This window comes from Lentzea sp. CA-135723 (genome assembly GCF_050936595.1).
GTDB lineage: Bacteria > Actinomycetota > Actinomycetes > Mycobacteriales > Pseudonocardiaceae > Lentzea.
Map to the genome: position 1 here is coordinate 4,825,707 of NZ_JBNJMK010000001.1, position 22,687 is coordinate 4,848,393.

The 22,687-nt window shown below is 69.6% G+C and carries 24 protein-coding genes; 9 read left to right on the forward strand and 15 right to left on the reverse strand.

The genetic code is table 11. The annotated features are described in order from the left end of the window. Nucleotides 1-238 precede the first annotated feature (238 nt). The 3 genes from ACQEU1_RS21745 to ACQEU1_RS21755 form a co-directional block, all read right to left on the reverse strand. Entirely contained in the window at nt 239-838 is a 600-nt protein-coding gene (locus tag ACQEU1_RS21745) for a hypothetical protein (RefSeq protein WP_433204583.1), read from the reverse strand. A gap of 112 nt (nt 839-950) precedes the next feature. Continuing rightward, the gene (locus tag ACQEU1_RS21750; RefSeq protein ID WP_433204586.1) at nt 951-1,772 is read right to left on the reverse strand and encodes a hypothetical protein; all 822 of its coding nucleotides are present in this window, start codon (nt 1,770-1,772) and stop codon (nt 951-953) included. 90 nt (nt 1,773-1,862) lie between these two features. Then, complete coding sequence (locus ACQEU1_RS21755; protein WP_433204589.1) at nt 1,863-3,062, reverse strand: acyl-CoA dehydrogenase family protein; 1,200 nt, start codon at nt 3,060-3,062, stop codon at nt 1,863-1,865. Nucleotides 3,063-3,262: 200 nt separating this feature from the next. Here ACQEU1_RS21755 and ACQEU1_RS21760 point away from each other — a divergent pair, with 200 nt between their 5' ends. Next, on the forward strand, nt 3,263-3,655 hold the full coding sequence (locus ACQEU1_RS21760; RefSeq protein WP_433204592.1) for a DUF4190 domain-containing protein: 393 nt from the start codon (nt 3,263-3,265) through the stop codon (nt 3,653-3,655). A 20-nt stretch (nt 3,656-3,675) separates the two neighbouring features. On the opposite strand, the gene ACQEU1_RS21765 is transcribed toward ACQEU1_RS21760, so the two are convergent. Further along, entirely contained in the window at nt 3,676-3,852 is a 177-nt protein-coding gene (locus ACQEU1_RS21765; RefSeq protein ID WP_433204595.1) for a hypothetical protein, read from the reverse strand. A 147-nt stretch (nt 3,853-3,999) separates the two neighbouring features. Next, a complete protein-coding gene (locus tag ACQEU1_RS21770) occupies nt 4,000-4,959 on the reverse strand; it encodes an HpcH/HpaI aldolase/citrate lyase family protein (protein WP_433204598.1) in 960 nt (319 codons plus the stop codon). A gap of 243 nt (nt 4,960-5,202) precedes the next feature. On the opposite strand from ACQEU1_RS21770, the gene ACQEU1_RS21775 reads away from it, so the two are divergent. Genes ACQEU1_RS21775 through ACQEU1_RS21790 form a run of 4 tightly spaced genes read left to right on the forward strand, consistent with a single transcriptional unit; the run spans nt 5,203 to nt 8,118 of the window. Beyond that, nucleotides 5,203-5,538, forward strand: a complete 336-nt coding sequence (locus ACQEU1_RS21775) for a hypothetical protein (protein WP_433204601.1) — start codon at nt 5,203-5,205, stop codon at nt 5,536-5,538. After that, nucleotides 5,535-6,371 (forward strand): aminoglycoside phosphotransferase family protein, encoded by an 837-nt coding sequence (locus ACQEU1_RS21780; RefSeq protein ID WP_433204604.1) that lies wholly within the window; start codon nt 5,535-5,537, stop codon nt 6,369-6,371. The genes ACQEU1_RS21775 and ACQEU1_RS21780 overlap by 4 nt, the downstream gene beginning before the upstream one ends. 15 nt (nt 6,372-6,386) lie before the next feature. After that, nucleotides 6,387-7,640 (forward strand): magnesium transporter MgtE N-terminal domain-containing protein, encoded by a 1,254-nt coding sequence (locus tag ACQEU1_RS21785; RefSeq protein ID WP_433204607.1) that lies wholly within the window; start codon nt 6,387-6,389, stop codon nt 7,638-7,640. Further along, entirely contained in the window at nt 7,633-8,118 is a 486-nt protein-coding gene (locus ACQEU1_RS21790; protein WP_382440267.1) for a DUF1003 domain-containing protein, read from the forward strand. Before ACQEU1_RS21785 ends, ACQEU1_RS21790 begins: the two co-directional genes overlap by 8 nt. 27 nt (nt 8,119-8,145) lie before the next feature. Here ACQEU1_RS21790 and ACQEU1_RS21795 read toward each other — a convergent pair whose 3' ends face one another. After that, nucleotides 8,146-8,544 carry an NUDIX hydrolase gene (locus ACQEU1_RS21795; RefSeq protein ID WP_433204611.1) on the reverse strand — a complete coding sequence of 133 codons (399 nt, stop codon included), beginning with the start codon at nt 8,542-8,544 and terminating at the stop codon, nt 8,146-8,148. 4 nt (nt 8,545-8,548) lie between these two features. Further along, a complete protein-coding gene (locus ACQEU1_RS21800) occupies nt 8,549-9,016 on the reverse strand; it encodes a MarR family winged helix-turn-helix transcriptional regulator (RefSeq protein WP_433211644.1) in 468 nt (155 codons plus the stop codon). A gap of 103 nt (nt 9,017-9,119) precedes the next feature. Between ACQEU1_RS21800 and ACQEU1_RS21805 the strand changes: the two genes are divergently transcribed. Next, nucleotides 9,120-10,265, forward strand: a complete 1,146-nt coding sequence (locus ACQEU1_RS21805; RefSeq protein ID WP_433204614.1) for an Mrp/NBP35 family ATP-binding protein — start codon at nt 9,120-9,122, stop codon at nt 10,263-10,265. Nucleotides 10,266-10,322: 57 nt separating this feature from the next. Here the strand turns inward: ACQEU1_RS21805 and tatB are convergent, their stop codons facing one another. The 4 genes from tatB to sigE all read right to left on the reverse strand — a co-directional run bounded on the left by tatB (nt 10,323) and on the right by sigE (nt 13,433). After that, nucleotides 10,323-10,700: a Sec-independent protein translocase protein TatB gene (tatB, locus tag ACQEU1_RS21810; protein ID WP_382440272.1), complete on the reverse strand. Its 378-nt coding sequence runs from the start codon at nt 10,698-10,700 to the stop codon at nt 10,323-10,325. A gap of 17 nt (nt 10,701-10,717) precedes the next feature. Further along, nucleotides 10,718-12,238 carry a trypsin-like peptidase domain-containing protein gene (locus ACQEU1_RS21815; RefSeq protein ID WP_433204619.1) on the reverse strand — a complete coding sequence of 507 codons (1,521 nt, stop codon included), beginning with the start codon at nt 12,236-12,238 and terminating at the stop codon, nt 10,718-10,720. A 65-nt stretch (nt 12,239-12,303) separates the two neighbouring features. Further along, nucleotides 12,304-12,834, reverse strand: a complete 531-nt coding sequence (locus tag ACQEU1_RS21820; RefSeq protein ID WP_433204622.1) for a zf-HC2 domain-containing protein — start codon at nt 12,832-12,834, stop codon at nt 12,304-12,306. After that, complete coding sequence (gene sigE, locus ACQEU1_RS21825) at nt 12,831-13,433, reverse strand: RNA polymerase sigma factor SigE (RefSeq protein WP_189257209.1); 603 nt, start codon at nt 13,431-13,433, stop codon at nt 12,831-12,833. Before sigE ends, ACQEU1_RS21820 begins: the two co-directional genes overlap by 4 nt. Nucleotides 13,434-13,631: 198 nt before the next feature. Here sigE and ACQEU1_RS21830 point away from each other — a divergent pair, with 198 nt between their 5' ends. Then, on the forward strand, nt 13,632-14,264 hold the full coding sequence (locus tag ACQEU1_RS21830) for an O-methyltransferase (protein WP_433204626.1): 633 nt from the start codon (nt 13,632-13,634) through the stop codon (nt 14,262-14,264). Here the strand turns inward: ACQEU1_RS21830 and ACQEU1_RS21835 are convergent. Then, a complete protein-coding gene (locus tag ACQEU1_RS21835; RefSeq protein ID WP_433204629.1) occupies nt 14,215-14,898 on the reverse strand; it encodes a hypothetical protein in 684 nt (227 codons plus the stop codon). The genes ACQEU1_RS21830 and ACQEU1_RS21835 overlap by 50 nt on opposite strands. Before the next feature lie 47 nt (nt 14,899-14,945). Beyond that, nucleotides 14,946-16,160 carry a glucose-1-phosphate adenylyltransferase gene (gene glgC / locus ACQEU1_RS21840; protein WP_382440277.1) on the reverse strand — a complete coding sequence of 405 codons (1,215 nt, stop codon included), beginning with the start codon at nt 16,158-16,160 and terminating at the stop codon, nt 14,946-14,948. 88 nt (nt 16,161-16,248) lie between these two features. Here glgC and glgA point away from each other — a divergent pair, with 88 nt between their 5' ends. Further along, nucleotides 16,249-17,400 carry a glycogen synthase gene (gene glgA / locus ACQEU1_RS21845; RefSeq protein WP_433204633.1) on the forward strand — a complete coding sequence of 384 codons (1,152 nt, stop codon included), beginning with the start codon at nt 16,249-16,251 and terminating at the stop codon, nt 17,398-17,400. A 1,332-nt stretch (nt 17,401-18,732) separates the two neighbouring features. Here the strand turns inward: glgA and ACQEU1_RS21850 are convergent. Further along, entirely contained in the window at nt 18,733-19,977 is a 1,245-nt protein-coding gene (locus tag ACQEU1_RS21850; protein ID WP_433204636.1) for an MFS transporter, read from the reverse strand. 52 nt (nt 19,978-20,029) lie between these two features. Here ACQEU1_RS21850 and ACQEU1_RS21855 point away from each other — a divergent pair, with 52 nt between their 5' ends. Further along, nucleotides 20,030-20,923: a LysR family transcriptional regulator gene (locus tag ACQEU1_RS21855; protein ID WP_433204639.1), complete on the forward strand. Its 894-nt coding sequence runs from the start codon at nt 20,030-20,032 to the stop codon at nt 20,921-20,923. Between the two features lie 96 nt (nt 20,924-21,019). On the opposite strand, the gene ACQEU1_RS21860 is transcribed toward ACQEU1_RS21855, so the two are convergent. Further along, entirely contained in the window at nt 21,020-22,618 is a 1,599-nt protein-coding gene (locus ACQEU1_RS21860) for a hypothetical protein (RefSeq protein WP_433204642.1), read from the reverse strand. Nucleotides 22,619-22,687 lie beyond the last annotated feature (69 nt).

Consider the following 22,687-nt stretch of genomic DNA (forward strand, 5'->3'; position numbering starts at 1 on the left):
ACCGCACGACCGGCTTCAGTCGGGAGCCAGTCTGAACAACACACGGGCTTTACCCAATACTCTGAACGAGTGAACAAAGCCACATGTGAGCGGACTGTGACCAGAAAAACCCCAGGTACAACCGTAGTCCGCAGTTGAACGAACCAAACCCGGCATCGAACGCGTGTTCGATTATTTGCCTGGCGAGCAGACGCCGCTGTAGCCGTCTCCACCACCGCGCCGTCGTCGGCGCGAGCCCTCAGGCGGGAAACGCGATCTCGAACCTGCGCTGCAGCTCCCGGTGCGCGCTGGCGTGGACGTCCCGGCTGTCCGCCACCCGTTCGGCTTCCTTCCGCAACGCCTCCCAGGCCGCGCCGGCGTTGCCCGCCAGCACATGGACGACCGCTAGCTTGCGCGCACGGTCGAACTCCAGCAACGACTCCGGCTTCGCGACGAACTCGCGCGCCACGGTGTCCCACTCGGCGTACTTGTCGATGTACGGCTTGCCGTGCTTGAGGAACGCGGCCACCAGCGACGCCGCGCCGGGCGCGTGGTCGGTGCCCGGCGCGAAGGTCCAGGTCCAGACGGGCTTTTCGGGCATCAGGGCGCCCAGCGGGGTGGAGATCACCGGCGTGGTCGGGATGCCGATGCCGAGGGTGCGGCAGACCTCGTCGTAGCGGCGGAAGCAGACGCCGACCAGCGGGGTCAGGGTCAGGGTGCCCGCGATGCCGAAGCCGAGCCAGCCGGCGACGCCGTCACCTCGTTCGTGGAGCCAGACGTGGCCTCGGCGGACGAATCCGGTGGGACGCAGGGCGGTGTCCACGGCCATGAGCACGTCGGTTTTCGGGGAAGGCCTCACGGACCACAGGGTCCCAAACGATGCCGGATCCCGCCGCTCAGGACGACGGCGCCGAGGTTCCGCGTCAGATGGGCGGCTTTCGTCAAACCCCGGCGCGAGCTCGTCGGGCCTTTCAGTGCAGTACGGGGCCGAGGAACTCGGTCAGCTTCGCCACCGCGTCCGGCGGGACCTCGTCGACGTGCTCCGTGAGCTGCAGGAGTATGCGACCGCCGCCGAGGTGCTCGACGGCGAAACAAGGCGCCGTCGCGCAGACCTCCTGCACACCACCCAAAGCGGCCACCTGGCGAGGACCCAGCAACGTCGCCCAGTGCGGTCCGCGGCTCAACTCCGCTGCCATGAAAAGGGATTCGTCCAGTCCTGCACCGGCGCCGACCTCGTGCCTGGTGCGCACGCCGACGCGGTCGAGCGTGATCCAACCACCGCTGGCCTGCACGAGGGTGGCACCGGTGCGCAGGGTCGTGAGCCATTCCTGTTGCACCGCATGGGAGATCCAGCCGCCGAACAGGGTTCGCGCGGCCGTCACGACGACCTGGTGCGGGAACTCCGGGTCGTCCTTCAGCAGGATCTCGGCGGACCAGCCGTCGTCGGGCAGCGGGAGGCCCTGCGAGTCGAGCTGGACCAGTTGCACGCGCAGGAACGACGGCAGGTCGTCCAGGGCCGCCTGCCACGACGATCGGGTGAACTCTCCGGTGGAGAGTCGCAGCCGGGCGTATCCCGGCGGGCCCCAGGGCGTTGTGTCGGACGGGTGGTAGTCGCGCGCCACCGCGACCAGCTCGTCGATCGAGGCCGGGCAGAGCGGCGCGAGCAGGTCGGTGAACAGGGCGCCGAACCAGCCGGCCAGCGCGGGGCGGTCGACACCGGAGAACGTGTCCAGCTCCAGGCGGACGACGTGCGGCGGCGACACAGGTCTCGGAAGCGTCAGATCTGTGCTCAAAGTGAGCGAACCCTATGGCCCGCAGGCGAAAACCGTTAGGGGCCAGTCCCGTGAAAGATTGGCCCCTAACGGGTTAACCGAGAACTTCGTCTAACCACGGGACTGGTAGTCGCGGAGCAGGCCGCGGCTGATGATCGTCTTCTGGATCTCGGACGTGCCCTCGCCGATCAGCAGGAACGGGGCCTCGCGCATCAGGCGCTCGATCTCGTACTCCTTGGAGTAGCCGTAGCCGCCGTGGATGCGGAACGACTCCTGGGTGACCTCGGCGCAGTACTCGGAGGCGATCAGCTTGGCCATGCCGGCCTCGACGTCGTTGCGCTGACCGGAGTCCTTCAGGCGCGCCGCGTTCACCATCATGAGGTGCGCGGCCTCGACCTTCGTGGCCATCTCGGCGAGCTTGAACGCGATGGCCTGGTGCTCGGCGATGGCCTTGCCGAACGTCTTGCGCTGCTGCGAGTAGTCGATCGCGAGCTCGAAGGCGCGGATCGCGATGCCGCACGCGCGCGCGGCCACGTTCACGCGGCCCACCTCGACGCCGTCCATCATGTGCCGGAAGCCCTGGCCGGTGACGCCGCCGAGGACCTGGTCGGCCGCGATCTCGAAGCCGTCGAACACCATCTCGGTGGTGTCGACGCCCTTGTAGCCCATCTTGTCGATCTTGCCGGGGATGGTGAGGCCCGGCAGGACCTCTCCGTAGCCCTCGGGCTTCTCGACCAGGAACGTCGTGAGGTTCTGGTGCGGCTTCTCGGCGCCCTCGTCGGTCTTCACCAGCACGGCGGTCAGGTTGGACGTGCCGCCGTTGGTCAGCCACATCTTCTGGCCGTTGACGGTGTAGCCGCCCCCGGAGCCCTTGACCGCGCGGGTGCGGATCGCGGCGACGTCGGAGCCGAGCTCGGGCTCGGACATGGAGAACGACCCGCGCACCTCGCCCGCGGCCATCCGCGGCAGGTACTTCTGCTTCTGCTCGGGCGTGCCGTGCTGCTTGAGCATGTGCGCCACGATGAAGTGGGTGTTGATGACACCGGAGACGCTCATCCAGCCGCGCGCGATCTGCTCGACCACCAGCGCGTAGGTCAGCAGAGACTCGCCCAGGCCGCCGTACTCCTCTGGGATCGTCAGGCCGAAGAGGCCCATCTCCTTCATGCCGTCGACGATGTCGGCGGGATACGTGTCGCCGTGCTCCAGCGTCTGGGCGTGCGGAATGATCTCCTTGTCCACGAACGTGCGCACGGTCGCGAGGATTTCTTCCTGGATGTCCGTGAGACCCGCGGTCTGGGCGAGGCGCGCCATCGCACTTCCCTTCCAAGGCTGAGGTTACCGGCGAGTATGGACCGGTTAACGCTCGTTTGCGACCGCGGTGTGCTCTCCGCAACACACCGGCACCACCTGTACCGAAACAGCGTCCCTGACAGGTGTAATCACGCACCCGCTCGAAACGAACTCATGGGCGCGACCTTAAGATCCCGGCTCACACGTCCAGGGGGAGCACGATGACCTACGACCCTTACAACCCGAAGCAGCCGGGTGACCCGTACGGCCAGCAACAGCCCTACGGCCAGCCGGGTGCGTACGGACAGCCGGGCCCCTACGGCCAGCCGATGTACGGCTACGGCTACCCGCCGCCCATGCCCAAGCCGCAGACGAGCGCGATCGTGTCGCTGGTGCTCGGCATCGCGGGCTTCGTGACCTGCGGTCTCTCGTCGATCGTCGGGGTCGTCTTCGGCCACATCGCGATGGCGAAGATCAAGCGCGGCGAGGAGGAGGGCCACGGACTGGCGCTCGCCGGCATCATCATCGGCTACTTCGTCATCGTCGCCTGGCTCGCCTACCTGGCGTTCTACATCTTCGTGATCCTCGCGGCGGTCAGCGGCGGCTACAACTGACGGCTCGCGCGGCGACCGGCTCAGCCGGCGAGGGCGATCTCCAGCGCGCCACCGCAGTGGCGGCAGACGTCGGCGAACACGTGGACGTCGGCGTCGCAGCCGGGACAGGTGCGGAAGCTGCGCTCCAGCAGGTCGTCCTCCCGGCGTTTGAAGAGCCGCAACCGTCTGCTCATCTTGCCGTTACTCGAACGTGACATGGCGAAGAGCATGCACCCGAGGCAGGGCTTGATCGCAAACTCTCGTCACTGATTGTGCCCCACCTCACCCGCTTTGAACGCAACCTGTGACGGTCGAACACGTCCAGTAATACTTGGGGTGAAGTAGGGCACAATCCGTAACGGATCTCAGTCCTCCGGCGGCGTCCACACGTTCGCGCGCGCCATGCCCGCGGCACGGCCCTTGCCGGAGATCACCAGCGCCATCTTGCGCGACGCCTCGTCGATCATCTCGTCGCCGAGCATCACCGCGCCGCGCTTGCCGCCGGCCTCGGACGTGTAGAACTCGTACGCGTCGAGGATGTTCTCGGCGTGGTCGTAGTCCTCCTGCTTGGGGCTGAAGACCTCGTTGGCCGCCTCGATCTGGCCGGGGTGCAGCACCCACTTGCCGTCGAAGCCCAGCGCGGCGGACCGGCCGGCGACGCGCTTGTAGCCCTCGACATCGCGGATCTGCAGGTAGGGGCCGTCGATGGCCTGCTTGTCGTGGGCCCGCGCCGCCATCAGGATGCGCATCAGGATGTAGTGGTAGGCGTCGCCGACGTCGTAGCCGGGCGGCTGCTCACCGACCACGAGCGACTTCATGTTGATCGACGCCATGAAGTCCGCGGGGCCGAAGATGATCGTCTCGACGCGCGGGGACGCGGTGGCGATCGCGTTGACGTTGTTGAGGCCCAGGGCGTTCTCGATCTGCGCCTCGATGCCGATCCTGCCGACCTCGTAGCCCATGGTCTTCTCGATCTGCGTGATCAGGAAGTCCAGCGCGACGACCTGCTCGGGCGTCTGCACCTTCGGCAGCATGATGCAGTCGAGGTTCGCGCCCGCGCCCTCGACGACCTCGGTGACGTCGCGGTAGGTCCACTCCGTCGTCCAGTCGTTGACGCGCACGACGCGGGCCTTGTCGCCCCAGCCGCCCTCGTTGAGCGACGCGACGATGGTCTTGCGGGCGTCCGGCTTGGCCAGCGGGGCGCAGGCGTCCTCCAGGTCCAGGAACACCTGGTCCGCCGGCAGCGTGCGGGCCTTGTCGATCATCTTCTGGCTGGATCCCGGGACCGCCAGACACGAGCGACGGGGACGCTGCTGGTCGACCACTGGAGTACCTCCTCGTACCGGCCGGTAACTACGTGCGCCACAGTGGCACGCATCATCTCGTGGCGCATGTTCCATGAGTCCCGTCTCACAGGCGCGAGTTCGCGTCGGTCGTCCGGTCAACCGCTGGTACCGGATTCGGCGAAGCCCAATCCGGTACCAGCGATTCGGCCGGACGACCGACTTCCCGGCGAACTCGCCGCCGTCTGCGGAGCAGCGGCCATCCAACGCTGGCACGCTGAACCGGTGGAGATCACTCGAATCCTGGACTCGGCGCTGCGCAAGGCCGCTGCCGTCTGGATCACCTCACCCGGCCACGAACCGCGTCTGGTGCACGCGCACTGGCGTGCCGACGCGTTGTGGGTCATCTCCGGCGGCACCGAACCGGCGGCGCCCCTGAGCGACGGCGCGGAGGTCACCGTCACCGTGCGCTCCCCCAGCACGCACTCGCACCTCGTCGACGCCCAGGCCGTCGCGCACCTGACCGAGCCGGACGACGAGACCGCGCAGGCCCTGCGGACAGCGCGGCTCAACACGAAACCGGAGTGGGAAGCCGTGTACCGCCTGGAGTTCAGCTCGTGATCACCGTGCCGGCGGGCTTCGGTGAAGGCCTCGGCGAGGGCTCGGCGGCCTGGGCGGCGTCGTTGCCGAAGCTCGCCACGAAGGCGTGCGCGCGGTGGCGGCTGACTCCGGACGGCGCGCTGATGAACGGGTTCTGCGCGGTCGTGCTGCCGGTGCGCCAGGCCGACGGGCACCCCGCAGTGCTCAAGCTGACCTGGGTCGACCGGGAGACCGAGCACGAACCGCTGGCCCTGAAGACCTACGACGGCAACGGTGTCGTGCGGCTGCTCGACCACGACGAAGAGCTCGGCGCGTTGCTGCTGGAACGCCTGGACCACACGCACTCGTTGCTCGACGAGCCGATCGAGAAGGCCGTCGGCGTGATCGGTTCGCTGCTGCGCCGCCACCGGCACATCGAGGCACCGGCGGGGATCCACCGGTTCGAGAGCCATGTCGAAGATCACCCGGCGGTGCCGCGCAGGCTGCTGGACGCCGCCCGCGAGGTGGCCGCCCGGCCGATGGGCACCACCCTCGTCAACGCGGACCTGCACTACGAGAACGTGCTGCGCGGCGACCGCGAACCGTGGCTGATGATCGACCCGAAGCCGCTGTCCGGTGACCGCGAGCGGTGCGTGTTGCCGTTGCTGTGGAACAGGTTCGACGAGATGGACGGCCGCAGGGGGCTGACCGACCGGTTCCTCGCCGTGTGCGACGCGGGCGAGCTGGACGTGGCGAAGGCGCGGGACTGGACGCTGTACCGGGCCGTCACCAACTGGAGCTGGTGCCTCGAAGAGGACATGGCGGACGATGCGGCGATCTGCGCCGAGATCGCCGGGTGGGCGGCCAGGACGTGATCTAGCCTGGTCGTCGTGGTGGCTGTGAACCGGATCTACATCGCTCAGCTGGCCGGACTTCCCGTCTTCGGCCCCGATGGCGAACCCATCGGCAAGGCCCGCGACGTCGTGATCAGCCTCCGCATCGACCGGCAGCCGCCGCGGGTGCTCGGCATGGTCGTGGAGCTGGTGACGCGCCGGCGGATCTTCGTGCCGATGCTGCGGCTGACGTCGATCGAGCCGAACGCCGTGACGCTCGCGACCGGGTCGGTGAACCTGCGGCCGTTCCACCAGCGCGTCAACGAGGTGCTGGTGATCGGCGAACTGCTGGACGCCAAGATCCAGCTCGAGGACGGCGGCACGGCCGTGGTCGTCGACGCCGCGATGGAGCTCACCCGCACCCGCGACTGGCGGATGGTGCGCGTCGCGGGCCGCGAGCGCACCGGCCGGTTCAGCCTCAAGGGCCCGGTGCAGGTGTGGCGCTGGGAGGACGTCGGCGGCCTGAGCGTCAACGAGATCGCGGGCCAGCCGCAGAGCGCGCAACAGCTCGTCGCGGTCTTCGAGGGCATGCGCGCGGCGGACGTCGCCCACGCGTTGCACGAGCTCCCGGCCAAGCGGCGGCACGAGGTCGCCGACGCGCTGGACGACGAACGGCTCGCCGACGTGATCGAGGAACTGTCCGAAGAGGACCAGAAGGACATCCTGTCGCACCTGGACGAGGAACGCGCCGCGGACATCCTCGAGGCGATGAACCCGGACGACGCGGCCGACCTGCTCGGCGAGCTGGCCGAGGGCACCAAGGACCGGCTGCTCGAACTGATGGAACCCGAGGAGTCCGAACCGGTCCGGCGGCTGCTGGAGTACTCGTTCGACACCGCCGGCGGTCTGATGACCCCCGAGCCGATCATCCTCACGCCGGACGCGACGATCGCGGAAGCGTTGGCACGGGTGCGCAATCCCGACCTCACGCCCGCGCTGGCGTCGATGGTCTTCGTGTGCCGCTCGCCCTCCGCGACCCCGACCGGCCGCTACCTCGGCTGCGTGCACATCCAGCGGCTGCTGCGCGAACCGCCGTTCGACCTCGTCGCGGGCGTGCTCGACACGAGCATGGCGTTCCTGTCGCCGAACGCCTCGCTGAGCGACGTGACGCGCTACTTCGCCACCTACAACCTGGTGTGCGCCCCGGTGCTGGACGAGGACGAGCACCTGCTCGGCGCCGTCACCGTGGACGACGTGCTGGACCACCTGCTGCCGGACAACTGGCGCGAGACGGGACTGAGCCATGCCTGAACTGCTGCCCCGGCGCAGACTCGACCAGCCACGAGGCCCGCGCGGCTTCCGGTTCTCGATCGACCCCGACACGTTCGGCCAGTTCTCGGAACGGCTCGCGCGGTTCCTCGGCACCGGCAAGTTCCTGTTCTGGCAGACGCTGATCGTCGTCGCGTGGATCGTGGTGAACCTGGTCGCGGTGTCGCTGCGCTGGGACCCGTACCCGTTCATCCTGCTCAACCTGGCGTTCTCGACGCAGGCCGCCTACGCCGCGCCGTTGATCCTGCTGGCGCAGAACCGGCAGGACGACCGGGACCGGGTGTCGCTGGAGGAGGACCGGTCGCGGGCCGCGCAGACCAAGGCGGACACCGAGTACCTGGCGCGGGAGCTCGCGGCGGTGCGGCTCGCGCTGGGCGAGGTGGCGACGCGCGACTTCATCCGGGGCGAGCTGGAGAAGCTCGTGAAGGAGCAGAACAACCTGAAGAAGGTCAGGCCCTGACGGCCGCGGGCGGCGAAGTGCGCCGGATCACGCGCTGACCTGTCCGTTCGCCACCAGGTCCGCCAGGACCTCGTGGATCGCGGGAGCGGTCTCGGCGTGCGCGCGGTACTCGTCGCGGGTCACGTACGTGAGCTCGGCGATCTCGCCGGTGGGCCGCGGCGTGCCGTGCAGCCTGGCCGTGAAGCAGGTCATGTCGACCATCGCGCCTTCGCCCTCGCCGTACGCGAGCGACACGTAGCGCTTCAGCTCGGCGGGTGCGCCGATCTCGACGCCGAGCTCCTCCCGGACCTCGCGGCGGACGGCGTCCACGAGCGACTCGCCGGGCTCGATCTTGCCGCCGGGAAGGTAGAAGGCCTTCTTGTTGCGTGAGCGCACAACGAGGAGGCGGCCAGCCTCGACGTGCACCAGTCCCACCACCGTGATCATGGGGTCACGGGAACACGTCGTCCGCGGCGAGGCGGTCGCACGTGCGGCCGAACGCCTCGAGCTCACCGGGGTTGAAGCTCTCCCCGAAGTGCTCGGCGACGCCGGCGAGGTGGGTGGCGGAGGCGCTGCGCAGACGTTCGGCGCCCAGAGGTGTGAGCACGGCCACGATGCCGCGTCCGTCACCGTCGGCGCGTTCGCGTCCGACAAGACCAGCACGTTCCAAACGGTCCACGAGGCGGGTCACGCCAGAGCGGGACAGCAGGACGGCATCGGCCAGTTCGGTCATGCGCATGCGCATGGAAGGCGTCTCGGCCAGTTGAACCAGCACGTCGTACGCCGCGAGCGATAGGCGCTGCTCAGCAATCAGTTCGGCCTCGAGGACCCTCGTGATCCGTGCATGCGCGCGGAGGAACGATCGCCACACCCCGAGCTCGACACGGGTGGGCAACCGGGAACTACCCGATTCCGGCACGGACGTCGATGTTACGGACAGCGCCCCCGTGGCTACGACCAGGGCCTGTGCTGGAAAGTGACCGGCCGGTAGGAGGGGCACGAACCGGACGTAGCATGGATCGGTGACCACCACGCAGCCCCGCCCCACCGCCGAGGACGTCCGCAAGGCGCTCGCGGGTGTGCAGGACCCCGAGATCCGCCGCCCGATCACCGAGATCGGCATGGTCAAGGACGTCGAGGTCGGCACGGACGGCGCCGTCGTGGTCGGCGTCTTCCTGACGGTGGCCGGGTGCCCGATGAGGGACAAGATCACCGCCGACGTCACCGCGGCCGTGTCGGCCCTGGAGGGCGTCTCGTCCGTGCGCGTCGACCTCGACGTCATGAGCGACGCCCAGCGCACCGAGCTCCGCAAGACGCTGCGCGGCGGCACCGAGGAGCCGGTCATCCCCTTCGCCCAGCCCGGGTCCCTGACGCGCGTCTACTGCGTCGCGTCCGGCAAGGGCGGCGTCGGCAAGTCCTCGGTCACCGTGAACCTGGCCGTCGCGATGGCGGCCCGCGGCCTGTCCGTCGGCATCGTCGACGCCGACATCTACGGCCACTCGATCCCGCGCATGCTGGGCGCCGACGGCCGCCCCACGCAGGTCGAGAAGATGATCATGCCGCCGCAGTCGCACGGCGTGAAGGTCATCTCGATCGGCATGTTCACTCCCGGCAACACCCCGGTGGTGTGGCGCGGGCCGATGCTGCACCGCGCGTTGCAGCAGTTCCTGGCCGACGTGTTCTGGGGCGATCTGGACGTGCTCCTGCTGGACCTGCCGCCCGGCACCGGTGACGTGGCGATCTCGGTGGCCCAGCTCGTGCCGAACGCCGAGATCCTCGTGGTGACCACTCCGCAGCAGGCAGCCGCCGAGGTGGCCGAACGGGCCGGTTCGATCGCGTTGCAGACCCGGCAGCGGGTGGCGGGTGTCATCGAGAACATGTCCTGGCTGGAGATGCCGGACGGTTCGCGCATGGAGGTCTTCGGCTCCGGCGGCGGCGAGGCCGTGGCCGAGTCGCTGTCGAAGGCGATCGGGTCCGAGGTGCCGCTGCTCGGCCAGGTGCCGCTGGACCCGCGCCTGCGGGAGAACGGCGACACCGGCACGCCGATCGTGCAGGCCGTGCCCGACTCGGCCGCGGCCCAGGTGCTGTCCGAGGTGGCGAAGAAGCTGTCGGTGCGGTCGCGCGGTCTCGCCGGCCGCCTGCTGAACGTGTCGCCCGCCGGGCGCTGACGAACTGACGCGAAGAGGGGCCCTTCCCAGGTGGGAGGGCCCCTCTTCGCGTTCAGGTCAGGTGGCGTCCGGGTCGTACGGCGGGCGCTCGCCCGGTCCCAGCGGCCGCTGCTCGGCGGCGGGCGGGGTGGACGGCGTCGGATACCCGTTCGACTTGGTCCCGTTCTCCGGCTCCTCGAACAGGTGCTTCGCGACCGCGCGCTTGGGATCGAAGTTCCGCAGCTCCCGCAGGTCCTCCAGCGGCTTGCGCAGCGACTCGAACTCAGGCCCCATCTCCTGCTTGAGCTGCTCGCGCGCCCCGGTCGCGTACTCACGCACCTGACGCACGGTCTTGCCCAGCCAGGCCGCCGCGGACGGCAGGCGTTCGGGCCCCAGGATGAAGAGACCCGCGACGACGATGATGAGGATCTCTACCCATCCGATGCTGTCGAACACGGGTCCCAGCCTACTTGTCAGTCGCTCTTGAGCGTCACGTCGAGTTTGAGTTCACGGCCTTGGCGCGCAAGCGTTACCTGCACCGTTTGACCGATTTCGTGCTCACGGACCGCTACGACCAGTTCGGCGGCGTTGCGGACCATGCGGTTGCCGACCCTGGTGATGACGTCGCCCTCCTGGATGCCGGCGGCCGCCGCGGCGCCGCCCGCGGGGACGTTCTGCACCTGGGCGCCTTCGGAGGTCTCGGCGGACACCGACTTCACGTTGATGTTCATGTCGGCGTGCTTCACCGAGCCGTTGCGGATCAGCTCCTGGCTGATCTTGCGGGCCTGGTTGCCGGAGATCGCGAAGCCGAGACCAACGGAACCGCCGGTCTCGGTGCGGATCGACGAGTTGATGCCGATCAGGGCGCCGCGCGAGTCGACCAGCGCGCCGCCCGAGTTGCCGGGGTTGATCGCGGCGTCGGTCTGGATCGCGTCGTAGGTGACCTGGGGGCCGCCGTTCTCGCCCGCCGCGGTGACCGGGCGGTGCAACGCCGAGACGATGCCCTCGGTGACGGTGTTGGAGAGCTGCAGCGGGGAGCCGATGGCGATCACGCTGTCGCCCACCTGCAGTTCGTCGGAGTTGCCGAACTGCAGGACGGTCGGGTTGGTGACCTCGACCTTGATGACGGCGAGGTCCGTCTTCGGGTCGCGGCCCACGACCCTCGCCTGCGCGCGGGTGCCGTCGGTGAAGACGGCGCTCAGCTTCGCGGACGAGTCCTGCGCCGCCGGGGCGACCACGTGGTCGTTGGTCAGGATGTAGCCGCCGCCCTCGATGACGACGCCGGAACCGACGCCCGCGACGTTCGCGCCCTTGAACTCGATCGAGACGACGCTCGGGGTGACGCGCTTCGCGATGTCCGAGATGGAGCCCGCCGGGCGTTCCTTGCCCTGCTCGACCTCGGCCAGGGTGACCGTCGAGTCGGTCAGCGGGTTGCCCGCCCTGCCGATCAGCCAGCCGACCAGGCCACCGACGGCGCCCAGCACCAGGGCGACGGTCAGCAACAACGCCAGCGCCGTGGGCTTCACGCGCCGGCCGAAGATCAGCTCGGGGATGCTCAGCTGGGGGCCGGGCGCGGGTTGGCGCTCGGGCTCGCCGGGTGGGTCCTCGCCGACGGCGGGCGGGCCGATCACGGCGCCGGACGTCGGGTCTCGCCACGGGTCACCGGCGGGCTTGTCGCCCCAGAACACCGGGTCGATGTCCGGATCGGGGTCGGAGGTGGGCTGCGGCGGGCGCTGCAGCAGTTCGGACGAGCCCTGGCGGCCGAACGCCGTCACGAGGGACTCGGGAGGCGGCGGCGAGGACTCGACCTGCGTGACGGGCACGTCGCGCGAGGCGAACGCGCCCGGAACACCGTCCGGGCGGCCGAAGGCGGTGGCGTGCGCGGGGTCGACCGGCGGCTGCACCAGGGGCCGTGGCCGGAGCCTGCGATGCGCTCCGTCGTCCACTCCGGAAACGGGTGTGGACGTCTGGCCGTTGGGCGACTGCTGGCTCATCTCTCCCCGGTTTTCGCGCTAGGAGTGCTGAACTACAGCGTGCCCCACGAACAGTGAAATGGCTGTCAGGGGGTGGTCGCGAAGATCGCGCCGGCGTTCTGCGGCGACGGGGCGGGCGCGGGCGCCTCGCTGTCGGGCGTGGTGAACGCGAGCGCGCCGAGCAGCATGCCGCTCACGACGACCCCGGCACCCTGACGGGCGCGCCGGCCGCTGAACCAGCCGTTGCTGCCCAGCGGTCTGGACGAGCCCAGCACCGGGCCCGTGCCGAACGCGGGCTTGTCGGTGCGCTGGACCGCGACGAACTGGCCGTCCTCCGTGATCGCGAGCCCGTCCGGTGCGGACGGCAGCTCGACCTCCTGGGGGATCGCGCCGAGCCGGTCGAGAAGCGACGCCGGCGCCGTGGGCGCCGAAGCGGTGCGCACTGCCGCGCGCGCCTGCTGCTGCGTGAACGTCTCGAAGGCGCAGAACCCGCAACGCTGGATGTGCGCGGAGGCTCGCTCGTGGGCGGTCGAGGAAAGCTCCCCGTCCACGAACGCCACCACCGCGTCCAGCGCGAGGTGCCCCTCAGGAAGGCCCCAACCACGGAGGTCGGTCATGCAGAGTCCTCCAGCAACGATTCCTGACGACGCCGTTCGAGAGCGACCTTCAGAGCCTGGCGGCCCCGATGGATCCTGCTCCTCACGGTACCCATCTTCACCCCGAGCGTGGCACCGATCTCCTCGTAGGAGAGGCCTTCCACGTCACACAGGACGACGGCGGCGCGGAACTCCGGCGGGAGCTCGTCCAGCGCGGCCTGCAGGTCGGGGTCGAGGTGGTTCTCGTCGTAGATTTCCTCGGGGGACAGGTCGTCACCCTCGAGGCGGTCGTTGTCCTCGGGCAGCGCCTCCATGCGCACGCGGCTGCGCCGGCGCGCCATGTCGAGGAAGAGGTTGGTGGTGATGCGGTGCAGCCACCCCTCGAAGGTGCCCGGCTTGTACGACGCGAGCGAGCGGAAGACGCGGATGAACGTCTCCTGCGTGAGGTCCTCGGCGTCGTGCTGGTTGCCGGTCAAGCGGTACGCGAGCCGGTAGACCCTGTCCGCGTGCTCGCGGACGATGGAGTCCCACGAGGGCGGCGTCCAGTCGGCCGTCTCGATGGGCGCGACGGCCTCCGGCGAACTCGACTGCGTGCGCATCAGGTGTTTCGGCACCTCCATGTGGGCCGCCCGGCGACCCTTGTGCGGCTCAACGAGCGACGGGTCCGGCTTGTTCCCGACCAGAGCCTGGCTTCTTGCTTCTGTACCTTCTCCTGCGCTCTTTAAACGATCGTGAGAGTGGGCTGAGAGCATCCTGAGAATCTCGGTTAGGGCCACGTTCACCCGTTTTGGGCACCGGAAGCACTAACCTGCTACCCCGTGACCACGGAATCGGCCCTGCGGGAGTACGTCGAGCAGTACCTCCCCGAGGACGACGTGCACCTGGCCGCACGAGCTCGCGGCCAGGAACTGGGCTGCGTGCCCATCGGCGCGGGCGGAGGCGCCGCGCTGCGGTTCCTCGCGACCGCACTCCAGGCCCGCGCGGTGGTCGAGATCGGCACCGGAGCGGGCACCAGCGGCCTCTACCTCCTGGCGGGCATGCCGCAGTCCGGCATCCTGACCTCGATCGACGTGGCCTCCGAACACCAGCGCGCGGCCCGCGAGGCCTACGCGTCGGCGGGCATCTCGCCGTCGCGCACCCGCCTGATCATGGGCAAGGCGCTGGACGTCCTCCCCCGGCTGACCGACGCGGCCTACGACCTCGTGTTCGTGGACGCCTACAAGCCCGAGTACCCGCAGTACCTGCAGCACGGCGTGCGCATGCTGCGCCCCGGCGGCGTCATCGCGTTCGACAACGTGCTGTGGCACGGCGCGGTGGTGGACCCGGCGCAGCGGGACGAGTCGACCCAGGCGATGCGCGACATCGCGCGCCTGGTGAAGGAGGACGACCGCCTCGTGCCGGTCATCCTCCCGCTCGGCGACGGCCTGCTGGTGGCGGCCCGTCGTCCGTGAACGGGCTGCGGAGGTACGGCCTGTACTGGTGCACGGTGAAGCCGGTGTCGACCAGGTAGCAGGTCTGCTGGAACCGGCTTCCGTCGTTCATGAGCTGCTGGAACAGCACGCCTGACGCGGCGCCGAACAGCGCGGCGGAGAAGATCGAGTACTTCGGCCGCTTCCCGTCCGCGAGGTGGAGCGTGATCGCGCGGTACTCGGCCAGGTGGTCCGCGATGTCCCTGGCGATGCCGTCGACCGCCTCCGCGTGGGACGTCGCGGCGATGGGCTCGCGCCTCGCCGGCCCGTCGATCTCGAGGGTGAACGCCGCGACACGCGCGGTCGGTGCCGGCACTCGGCGCAGTCTGCTCGCCAGAGGCGCGAGCGCGGCGCGCACCTCGTCCAGCGGGTCGGCCGCCGGCACGATCCGGTACTCGGTCCGCGGGACGGGCAGCACCCACCGGTTGCGCCTTTCGATGCTTTGAAGGCGCACCGTCCGCTCGAACTCGACGAAGCCGGCCCAGCAGCCGGCACAGCCCAACGCCGGCGGCGTGCCGACGGGCCCCGCCACCGGGCCGAGCGCGGTCTCCGGCTTGAGCGCGCCGCAGAAGGAGCACGCCTCCCGCGCGGCCCACCGCCACCTGAACCACTTCACGCCCAGCACGCTAGGCAGGACGTCCGGGACCGGTCCCGGACGCGCCATCAGTACGCCCGGACGCCCTTGCCGAGCACCGTCACGCCGCTCGCGGACACCGTGTAGCGCTCACGGTCCATCGGCGCGTCCACGCCGATCAACGCACCGTCCGGCACCACGACGTTCTTGTCCAAAATGGCCCGCCGGACCACGGCGCCCTTGCCGATCCGCACGCCGGGCAGCAGCACCGACCCCTGCACCACCGACCCGACCTCGACGGTCACGTCGGACGAGATCACCGACCCGTGGATCTTGCCGGAGATGATCGAGCCAGGTCCGACCATCGAGTCCTCAGCGGACCCTCCGGCGATGAACTTGGCGGGCGGCAGCGGCGGCGTGGCCGTCCGAATAGGCCAGAGCTGGTTGTAGAGGTTGAAGATCGGGTGGACCGAGACCAGGTCCATGTGCGCGTCGTAGTACGCGTCGATCGTTCCCACGTCACGCCAGTAGCCGCGGTCCCGGTCGGTGGCGCCGGGCACCTCGTTGTCCTGGAAGTCGTAGACGTGCGCCTTCCCGCGGTCCACCAGCATGGGGATGATGTCGCCACCCATGTCGTGGTCCGAGTCGGGGTTCAGCGCGTCGCCCCGCAGCGCGTCGAGCAGCGCCTCCGTGGTGAAGACGTAGTTGCCCATCGAAGCGAACGTCACGTCAGGGTCGTCCGGCACGTGCGGCGGTTCGGAGGGCTTCTCCAGGAACCGGGTGATCTTGCCGGAGGCGTCGGAGTCGATGCAGCCGAACGCCTTGGCCTCGGTGCGCGGCACCCGGATGCCGGCCACGGTCACGGCCGCGCCCGACTCGACGTGCTGCGAGATCATCTGGCCAGGGTCCATCCGGTACACGTGGTCGGCTCCGAAGATGACCACGTGGTCCGGCTTCTCGTCGTGGACCAGGTTCAACGACTGGAAGATCGCGTCGGCCGAGCCCGTGTACCAGCGCGGGCCCAGGCGCTGCTGCGCCGGGACCGGGGTCACGTACTGACCGAGCACATTGGACAGGCGCCACGTCGTCGAGATGTGGCGGTCCAGTGAGTGCGACTTGTACTGAGTCAGCACGCAGAGCTTCGCGAGCCCCGCGTTGACCAGGTTCGACAGGACGAAGTCCACGAGCCGGTAGTTGCCCCCGAAGGGCACAGCCGGTTTCGCGCGGTCGGCCGTCAGTGGCCACAGGCGCTTGCCTTCACCACCGGCAAGCACAATTCCGAGAACGTGCGGCTGCCCCTTCACAGCATGTGACCCTATCCGTGCGATCGTTCTCGAACCAGACGCAAAGTGGCCAGTCCCAACGAGTACGCCCGTGATCTACGGTGAGTGCGTGCGAGTTGCGCTGTTGACAAGGGAGTATCCGCCGGAGGTCTACGGCGGGGCTGGTGTGCACGTGGGATTCCTCGTGCCCCATCTTCGCGAGCTCGTGGACGTCGACGTGCACTGCTTCGGTGCGCCCAGATCGGACGCCACGGCCCACAACCCGCCGCACAGCCTGGAGCAGGCGAACGCGGCCCTCACGACCCTCGCTGTCGATCTTGAAATGGCCGCCGGGATCTCCGCGGCGAACCTCGTGCACTCGCACACCTGGTACGCCAACATGGGCGGTCACCTGGGCAAACTCCTGCACGGCATCCCCCACGTGGTGACCGCGCACTCGCTGGAGCCGCGCCGTCCGTGGAAGGCCGAGCAGCTCGGCGGCGGGTACCGGATCTCGTCCTGGGCGGAGCGCACGGCCTACGAACACGCCGACGCGGTCATCGCCGTGAGCGACGGAATGCGGGCCGACGTGCTCGACGCGTACCCCGCTCTCGACCCCGCCAAGGTGCACGTCGTGCGCAACGGAATCGACAGCAACGCGTACCGACCCGTTCGGGAAACCGACGCCCTGACGTCTCGTGGAATCGATCCCGGCAAGCCGATCGTCGCCTTCGTGGGAAGGATCACCCGGCAGAAAGGTTTGAGCCATCTCGTCGCCGCCGCGCACGAGATCGACCCGGAAGCGCAGATCGTGCTGTGCGCCGGGGCACCGGACACGCCGGAGATCGCCGAGGAGATCCGCACGGCCGTCAGCGCGCTCGCGGAGAAGCGCGCGGGCGTGTTCTGGATCCAGAAGATGCTCCAGCCCGCCGAGGTGCGGCAGATCCTCAGCCACGCGACGGTGTTCGTGTGCCCGTCGGTCTACGAGCCGCTCGGCATCGTGAACCTGGAGGCGATGGCGTGCGGCACGGCGGTCGTCGCGAGCGACGTCGGCGGCATCCCCGAGGTCGTGGTGCACGGCGAGACGGGCCTGCTCGTCCACTACGACGAGCGTGATTTGTCGACTTATCAACACGAGCTCGCCCAGGCCGTGAACGAACTGATCACAGACCCCGCCCGCGCGCAGCGTTTCGGATCCGCCGGACGCACCCGCGCTGAGCAGGACTTCTCGTGGTCGACGATGGCCGCGCAAACCGTCGAGGTCTACCGCAGTGTGATTTGAGACACACTCCTTCAGGGCAACCCTGAAGAGTGAGCACCGCCTTTAACCAGTAGTGACGTTTCGGTTCCAACTGGTGAGGGGCGCGAGGACTGTGCGTGGTGCGGTGCTGGGGCTGACCGTCCTGTTCGCAGTGACCGGATGTGCCACTTCAGCACCCGCGTCGCAGCAGAAGAACGTGCAGGTGACGATCGACGGCAAGAAGCTCGCCGACGCCTCTGACCTGCAGTCGAACGCCGAGGCGCAGCTCGCCTACACGCTGGCGTACGGCTACGTGGCACGAGCGGGCGCCGCCGCGGTCAGCTGCTGGTTCGCGAAGACGGGCGTCGAGGCCGAGGTCGACAAGCGGCTGTGGTGCGGGCCCGTCCAGGTCCCCGGCACCGGCGCGGGCACCGACTGGGTGCCCGTACCGCTCAAGGAAGTCACCAAGACGGATGACGAGGTCCGCTACGAGGTGCAGTCGCCGCAGGTGCCGGAGAAGGGCAACCGCAGCACCCCGAGCGGCACGCTCGTGCGCACCGACGGCAAGGAGTTCGACCCGTCGAAGCAGCAGGACATGACCGCCGGCCGCGACTTCCTGGCCGTGCTGCCCGACGACGGCAAGCGCGGCAACGTCGACCTCGGCCTCGGCAACGCCGACGTCAAGCTGCGCGACGACCTGCTCGGCGTCGCCGTGACGGGCTGGGCCAACCCGGACATCTGGTACACGTCCGAGGGCACCGTGCGCGCCGAGTCCGGCTCACGGCTGCGCGTCATCCGGATGAAGGTCGAGAAGCTCAACGAGACCGACAGCGGCTTCCACCGCACCAACTGGCAGGGGTTCGCCCCGCAGCCGTCGGAGCTCGCGCTGGACGTGCCGGGCAAGCGCCAGACCCTCCCGGCCGACCGCCTGCCCGCGAACGGCTCGGTCTTCGTCGTCTTCACCGTGCCGGACCCGCAGGAGGGGCCCGAGTCGCTGGTGCTGAGCACGCTCGGCGCCAAGTCGCTGGAGCAGCGCGCCGAGGTCCCGTCCGGCAAGCGCTCGGACACGCCGCCCCCGGTGCTGAACCGCGCCGCCGCCCCCGGCCAGTTCCAGGAGCACACGCAGAAGATCCGCTTCGGCGACCGCGAGCTCGGCATGAAGGTCACCGGCGTCCGGCTCGGCCGCCAGCGCCCGATCAAGCTCGGCGAGAGCCAGTACGACGTGGCCACGATCTCGGCGCCGGACAAGGCGCTGCTGGAGGTGCGGGTCGAGGCCGTGGGCAACCTTCCCGACACGGCGGGCGGCCTGCTCACCAAGGACCTGCTCACCGTGACGCTGCCGGACGGTTCGACCGCCCGGCAGGTCGGCGCCCGCTACGACGGCGGTCCGCTGCCGTTCGCGGTCGTCGTGGAGATCCCGGCGGACACCCGCTCGGTGTCGGTCGGCATGGTCGAGGGCACGCCTGAGCTGCCGCGCCTCGGCAGGACCACCATCGCGCCGGTCGACTCGCGCGTCACCCTCGCGCTGGAGTTCTGAGCGAGCATCGCGGCGAGCGCGAGCCAGCCGAGGATGACCAGCACCAGCCCGCCCCAGCCCCACTCCTCGTACGAGGTGGCGCCGGACGTCCCGCCGACGCTGCTGCCCAGGTAGAACCCGGCGAGGTAGAGCCCGGACGCCTGGCCGCGGGCGTGCGAGGGAGCCCGCGCGGCGACCCAGCCGCTCGCCGTGGTGTGCGAGGCGAAGAACCCGGCCGTGACGATCGCAAGGCCGAGCGGCACCCACACCAGACTCGCGACAGCACCCAACGCCAGCACGCCGATGCACAGCAGCAGCACGCGCCCACGGCCGTAGCGGTCCGCGAGCCTGCCCGCGACGGCCGCCGCCGTGCTGCCGAAGCCGTAGAAGAGGAACACCAGCGTCTCCAGCCACGCCGGACCGCTGAGCTGGAAGCCCGCCACGTTGTAGAACGAGATGAACGCGCCCACGAGCAGCACGGCGACCACGTACAGCGAGAGCAGCACCGGGTCCCGCGTCGCCGCCCGCATGCCGCTCGGCGCCCGCTTCGGCCGGTTGTGCTGCTTCGGCAGCAGGAACACCACGACCAGGGCCGCGACCAGCCCGAACGCCCCGGCGAGCAGCACCGAGTGCCGCCAGCCGAGCCAGTCCGTCGTCATGCCGGTGACGAGCCGGCCGGTCATGCCGCCGAGGCTGTTGCCGGCGATCATCGCGCCGACCGCGGCGCCGAGGTTCTTCTTCTCCAGCTCGTCCGCGAGGTAGGCCATCGACGCGGCGGGCACCCCGGCCGCCGCGATGCCCTGCAGCACCCGCAGTGCGAGGAACACCTCGTAGTTCGGCGCGAACGGCAGCAGCAGCCCGAGCACGGCGGCCACCAGGACGCTGACCACGATCACCGGCCGCCGCCCGAGCCGTTCGGACAGCATCGCGATCGGCACGACCACCACGGCCAGCGCGAGCGTCGCCGCCGAGAGCGCGAGCGACGCGCCGCTCGGTCCCAGCCCGTACTCCGCGGCGATCTGCGGCATGACCGGCTGCGGGGTGTACAGCAACGCGAAGCACGCGAACCCCGAAGCGGCGATGGACGTGGTCAACCTGTTCACGCATCCGACGCTAAGCCATACGTCCAATACGGAAATGCGTGAGAATCAATCCATGAACGAATCGGACCTGGCCCCGAAGCTGGCCGTGCTGAAAGCGCTTGCCGCGGACGAGCACGTGACGCGCGTCGCAGAACGCGTCGGGCTCCCCCAGCCGACCGTCAGCCGCTGGATCGCCGAGCTCGGCGAGCAGCTCGGCGCGCCGCTGCTCGTGAAGTCCGGCCGCCGGGTCCGCCTCACCCGCGCGGGCCGGTTGCTGGCGGAGGCCGCCACCCGTTCGCTGGCCGCCCTGGAACCCGGTCTGCGCGAGGTGGAGGAAGAACTCGACCCCGAGAAGGGCCACGTCGCGCTGGGGTTCCTGCACATGCTCGGCCGCGCGATCGTGCCGGAGCTGGTGCGCAGCTACCGCGCCGAACACCCGCACGTGCGGTTCAGCCTGGTGCAGAACGCCCGCCACGCCGTGGTCGAGAAGCTGATCGGCGGTGAGATCGACCTCGCCCTGGTCGCCCCGCCGCCGGTCGGGCCGGAGTTCGAGTCGGTGGTGGTGTTCGAGCAGCCGTTGATCGTCGTCGTGCCGGCCGGGCACCGGCTGGAGTCGCGCAGGGCCGTGCGGATCGAGGACCTCGCCGACGAGGACCTGATCACGCTGGAGCACGGCTACGGCCTGCGGCAGATCACCGACGACATGTGCGCGACGGCCGGCTTCACGCCGCGCTACGTCTTCGAGTGCCAGGAGATCGAGACGGTGCGCGGGCTGGTGGCGGCGGGACTCGGCGTGGCGTTGCTGACCCACGCCGAGTTCGTGCCGCCACCGGGCCTGCGGGAGCTACCGCTGTCACCGCGGACGGGCCGGATCTTCGGGCTGGCCTGGCTGAAGGACAACCCGCTGCCGCCCGCGGTGCGCGCATTCAGGGATCACGCCCTGAAGACGCACGGGGTGGAGCGCTGACCGAGAGCCGGCGCCCATCGGGAGCGAGCGCCGGCCGTCACGCGAGCCCCGAACGAGAGCCGGCCCCGAACGGACCGTTGACACCGCGTTCCAGGCTCAGCGGCTCCAGGTCTGCGACCGCTGCCACGTCCGCAGGTACGACTCGGCTCCTCCGAGCATGTCCTGCACCAGCTGGTCGCCGCCGAGCTGTCGCACCTTCTCGACCCAGTCCGGCAGCAGCCCGATGTGCGCGCCGCCGTCCACGTTGATGTCCCACACCCGCTCGCCGGTCCGCTGCCGGTCCACCAGCGGCCCGTCCGGGTAGCTGCGGAACGGGTACGTCACGCCGGTCTGCGGTGCCGGGTGCGACCCCACGCCGTTGTAGTCGGAGCCGAACCCGATGCCGACGTCGTACTTGCGCCGCAACGGTTCCGCGGCGGCGGCCTGGGACACGTACCCCTCGGGCGAGTTCTCGTACCCGGCCACGAACCCGCCGAGCTGGTAGACCTGCTCGGTCCACTGGGCGTCCATCCAGCTGTGGCTCGACACGATGCCGGGGTACTTCGCCGCGGCCGCGAGCTCCAGCGTCCGGCCGGCGGCCTTCACGCTCATGTGGTCGACCTCGATCATCATGTGCCGCTTCATCATGGCCTGCACCGCGTACTCGCCGAGCGACGTCAGCCCGCGCACGTTGCAGCGCTTGGCCGGGTCGTAGGCCGGTGCGACGACGGAGGCGGGGATCAGCGCGTTCGGGCCGACCGTGCCGATCGGGTTGTCCTGCTGCGGGCCCTTGCAGACCTCGGTCTGCCACCACTGGCCGGTGCGCAGGAACTGGCCCGCGTTGATCACGCCGCCCTGCGTGCCCGAGTCGAACCGGACGCCGCACAGCGCGTTGTCGAACTTGTGGCACAGGAACGCGCTGCGCACGCCCAGCGCGTACATCTCGTCAAGGCCGCGGTCGATGTCCGACTTGCTGCACAACGGGAAGTCGAGGAACGTCCGGCAGCCGAAGATCTCGGACGTCTCGATGCCGAGCACCACCGCGAGCTTGCCCTGAGTGATCACGTCCCGCGCCTGCTCGGCGGACGTGACGATGCGGAACCAGCCCTTGCCCGCGCCGCCGAACATCTTGTCGATGAACGTCTGCATCTCGTAGGTGCGCTGCGCCTGCAGCCGGACCGACTGCATCTCGTCGCAGGGCTTGTCCTTGAACGGGTGGATCACGCACAGCGTCGCGTTGCTCGTCAGGTCCTGCACCAGCACGCGCTGCCCGCCGCGCCACGCCCGTTCCAGCCAGGCGTAGTAGTTCTGCTGGTGCGAGACCGTCGTCGAGGACGGCCAGTCCTTGAACGTCGGCCAGCCCACCGGGTCGTGGCCGTCGAAGTCACCCGTCACGATCGCCTCGAAGATCGCGCCGAGGCCCGCCGGGTGGTGCTCGGAGCAGTCCTTCAGCGCGTCCGCGATGCCCTGCTCGGAGAACGGCTTGCCGCAGATCAGCTTGCCGCCGAAGCCCTCGTTGGTCATGAGGTGGTTGTGCGCGTCGACGAACCCGCGCACCCTGCCCTGGCCGTCGGTGCCCTGGAAGGGCTCGCCCGTCACGTTGATCTGCGAGTCCGGGGCGGGCCGCGCCACCGGTTCCCACCACGGCGTGGCGGCCGAGGCAGGCGATAACGACGCTATGACCAGCGAGACGGCGACGGCCAGGCGGAGTAACACAGGGCGCTCCTCTACGGCGTTGTGAAGGAGCTCACATCATGCCGTGGAACGTCGCCGTCTCGTATGGCC

Bases quoted from the DNA above. Each gene is read 5' to 3' on its own strand.
- ACQEU1_RS21755 (WP_433204589.1), bottom strand. From the start codon at position 3,062: ATGGCGCGCCTCGCCCAGACCGCGGGTCTCACGGACATCCAGGAAGAA.
- ACQEU1_RS21820 (WP_433204622.1), bottom strand. From the start codon at position 12,834: ATGACCGACCTCCGTGGTTGGGGCCTTCCTGAGGGGCACCTCGCGCTG.
- ACQEU1_RS21815 (WP_433204619.1), bottom strand. From the start codon at position 12,238: ATGAGCCAGCAGTCGCCCAACGGCCAGACGTCCACACCCGTTTCCGGA.
- ACQEU1_RS21795 (WP_433204611.1), bottom strand. From the start codon at position 8,544: ATGATCACGGTGGTGGGACTGGTGCACGTCGAGGCTGGCCGCCTCCTC.
- ACQEU1_RS21855 (WP_433204639.1), top strand. From the start codon at position 20,030: ATGAACGAATCGGACCTGGCCCCGAAGCTGGCCGTGCTGAAAGCGCTT.
- ACQEU1_RS21760 (WP_433204592.1), top strand. From the start codon at position 3,263: ATGACCTACGACCCTTACAACCCGAAGCAGCCGGGTGACCCGTACGGC.
- sigE (WP_189257209.1), bottom strand. From the start codon at position 13,433: ATGGAGGTGCCGAAACACCTGATGCGCACGCAGTCGAGTTCGCCGGAG.
- ACQEU1_RS21790 (WP_382440267.1), top strand. From the start codon at position 7,633: ATGCCTGAACTGCTGCCCCGGCGCAGACTCGACCAGCCACGAGGCCCG.
- ACQEU1_RS21765 (WP_433204595.1), bottom strand. From the start codon at position 3,852: ATGTCACGTTCGAGTAACGGCAAGATGAGCAGACGGTTGCGGCTCTTC.